The following is a 2898-nucleotide window of genomic DNA, read 5'->3' as shown; positions in this document are numbered from 1 at the left end:
GTTTACGAATTCCGAAATTCCGCATTTCGACTTTCCTCTGCGCCCGCTCGATCGAACGGGTTATCATGGTGTGAGTTATTACCTCCCCTTCTTCGAGACCAAGCCTGTCCATAATACGCGCGATGCGTTCGCTTCCGAACAGACGCATCAGGTCGTCCTCTAACGACATGTAAAAAACAGTTGAACCCGGGTCGCCCTGTCTGCCCGACCTTCCGCGGAGCTGAAGGTCTATCCGCCTCGATTCATGCCGTTCCGTGCCTATTATATGCAGCCCTCCGACCTCTACGACTCCTTCACCCAGCTTTATATCCGTTCCCCTGCCAGCCATGTTCGTGGCAATCGTTACCGAACCCGGTTCTCCCGCATGGGCGACTATCTCCGCCTCATTCTGGTGCTGTTTAGCGTTTAAAACTCTGTGTTTAATTCCGCGGTTTGTCAACATCTTGCCGAGGAGTTCGGAGACCTCAACGCTTATCGTTCCGACGAGTACAGGCTGCCTTCGTTCATGGCAATCGACGATTTCTTCCACCACGGCTTTATATTTTTCGCGTCTCGTCTTGTAGATGAGATCCTCGTTGTCTTCACGTATTACTTTTTCATGCGTCGGGATCACCGTTACTTCCATGTCGTATATCGATGCGAACTCACCCGCTTCCGTCTCCGCAGTTCCCGTCATACCCGCTAACTTATCGTACATTCTGAAGTAGTTCTGTATTGTTATGCTGGCTATTGTCTGAGTCTGAGCCTCGATACGAACTCCTTCTTTAGCCTCGATAGCCTGATGGAGTCCGTCCGAGTAGCGCCTGCCGGGAAGGATTCTGCCGGTAAATTCGTCCACTATCATGACTTTACCGTCGGTTACTACGTATTCCACATCCTTCTCAAATAGAGAGTATGCTTTGAGCAGCTGACTTATGTTGTGAATCTTTTCGCTCTGAGCGGCGAAGAGCTCCTGCAGTTCAGCCTTTTTTTGTGATTTGCTCAGGTCGTCTAAAGATTCGTCGTTCTCGATTTTTTCATATTCGGTTCCGATGTCGGGTATCACAAATGCGTTCAGGTCATTAGGAGCAATATGATCGCGCCCTTTTTCATTCAGGTCGATGACGTTGTTCTTTTCCTCTATGCTGTAATAGAGATCCTCGTCAAGTTCATGAAGCTTTTTATCCCTTATGTAGTCGTTCTCCACCTGTTGTTCGAGTCTCTTAATGCCTTCCTTCTCATAAAGCGATAACAGCTTTTTATGCTTCGGCATCCCGCGGCGGGCGATTAGTATTTTTTCTCCCGCTTTGTATTCATCTGTTTCCAACAGCTCTTTCGCGTCGTTTATCAGTTTATCCACAAGTTGCGATTGCGCGTGGACAAGCGAAGAGACTTTCGGTTTGAGTTCCAAAAATTGATCGTTCGAGGCGCCTTCTACCTGGCCTGAAATGATAAGCGGTGTTCTCGCCTCGTCTATCAGCACCGAATCAACTTCATCCACTATAGCGTACGAATGACTTCTTTGAACCTGATCCTCAACCTGAATTGCCATGTTATCACGCAGGTAATCAAAGCCGAATTCGTTATTGGTGCCGTAAGTAATGTCCTTAGCGTATTCCGCTCTCCGCTGTTCGTTGTTCATGGTATTCAGCATGCAACCGCTCGTCAAACCGAGCCGCTCGTATATTTTACCCATCCACTCGGAGTCGCGCTGCGCCAAATAATCATTTACCGTAATGAGGTGAACGCCTTCTCCTGTAAGCGCATTCAGGTATAGAGGCATGGTAGCCACGAGAGTTTTTCCCTCGCCCGTCTTCATCTCGGCTATATTTCCAATATGAAGCTCAAGCGCGCCGACCAGCTGCACGTCGAACGGAACCATGTCCCATTGGATTTTCTGACCAACAACGCTCCACGTTTCACCCAACAGCCTGCGGCATACTTCCTTTACCATAGCGAAAGCTTCATGCAGGATTTCCTCTAAAACTTCATTCTGCGCTTCAGCTTTAATTTCGAGGATCTCTTCAGCGGATAAATCTTCAGCTTGGGCTTCTTCTATTGCTTCTTCGCGGCGTTCGGAGATCAACTTCTTGAACTCGGCGGTTCTCTTCCTGAAATGATCGTCCGGAACGTCTTTCAAGTTTTCGAATATATCGTTGATCTTAACGACGTCTTTCCAGAGCTTCTTCACGGTCCGCCCGGACTTAGTCCCGAATATTTTCGTTACAAATTTACCTGTCATGCCGTATTCAACTCTTTTCCTTATAACTCATCAAATCCCAAGTGCTAATCTGCTTCCAAGATAATTTGGAAGTCCCACATCCGAAATCTTTTTTGCCGCCGATTTATAGTCATATTCGACTCTTTCAATGCTGATCCTTTTTGTGTCATAATCATATACGGCATACGATGCCGCCGGGTTTCCGTCCCTCGGTTGCCCCACGCTGCCGACGTTTATAATGTACCTCTTTTTTTCATCAAGACTCACTTCGGCATCAAAAGTATCGCCGTCGTGACAGTAAATCCCTACGATATGAGAATGCCCCACAAAGGCAGCGGATTTCTTAAAATATCTGAACTCTGAAATTGCATCCTGGCGGGATACAATATAACTCCACTGCTCCGGTTTATGGGGCGATGCGTGGACGTAGACAATCCCTTCCTCTTCATATATCAACGGCAACGATGAGAGATATACTTCCCAGCTGCCGGATATAGCATCCTGAGTCCATGTTACGGCTTCAGCTGCATCCGGACTAAACCCGGATACGCTGTGCTTACCTCCTACGGCATAGTCATGGTTTCCGGCCAGTACTATCTCACACTTCTCCGCTATCAGCTCAAGACATTCGACCGGGTCGGCTCCGTATCCGACGATGTCACCGAGGCAAACTATCCTATCGATCCCCGATTCGTCCA

Annotated in this window: 2 protein-coding genes; both read right to left on the bottom strand. The window is 48.1% G+C overall.

The window, feature by feature from the left end; all coding sequences use genetic code 11:
- The coding region (gene secA, locus IID12_10235; GenBank protein ID MCH8289461.1) for a preprotein translocase subunit SecA at window positions 1-2221 on the bottom strand (2221 nt) is incomplete at its 3' end.
- Between the two features lie 30 nt (window positions 2222-2251).
- Window positions 2252-2898 (bottom strand): metallophosphoesterase (locus tag IID12_10230; GenBank protein MCH8289460.1); only part of this gene is annotated, 647 nt, incomplete at its 5' end.

This window comes from Candidatus Neomarinimicrobiota bacterium (assembly GCA_022567655.1).
Lineage (GTDB): Bacteria > Fidelibacterota > SORT01 > SORT01 > SORT01 > JADFGO01.
The sequence above is the reverse complement of the archived record's forward strand: the minus strand, read 5'-3'. Positions and strand labels throughout refer to the sequence as shown.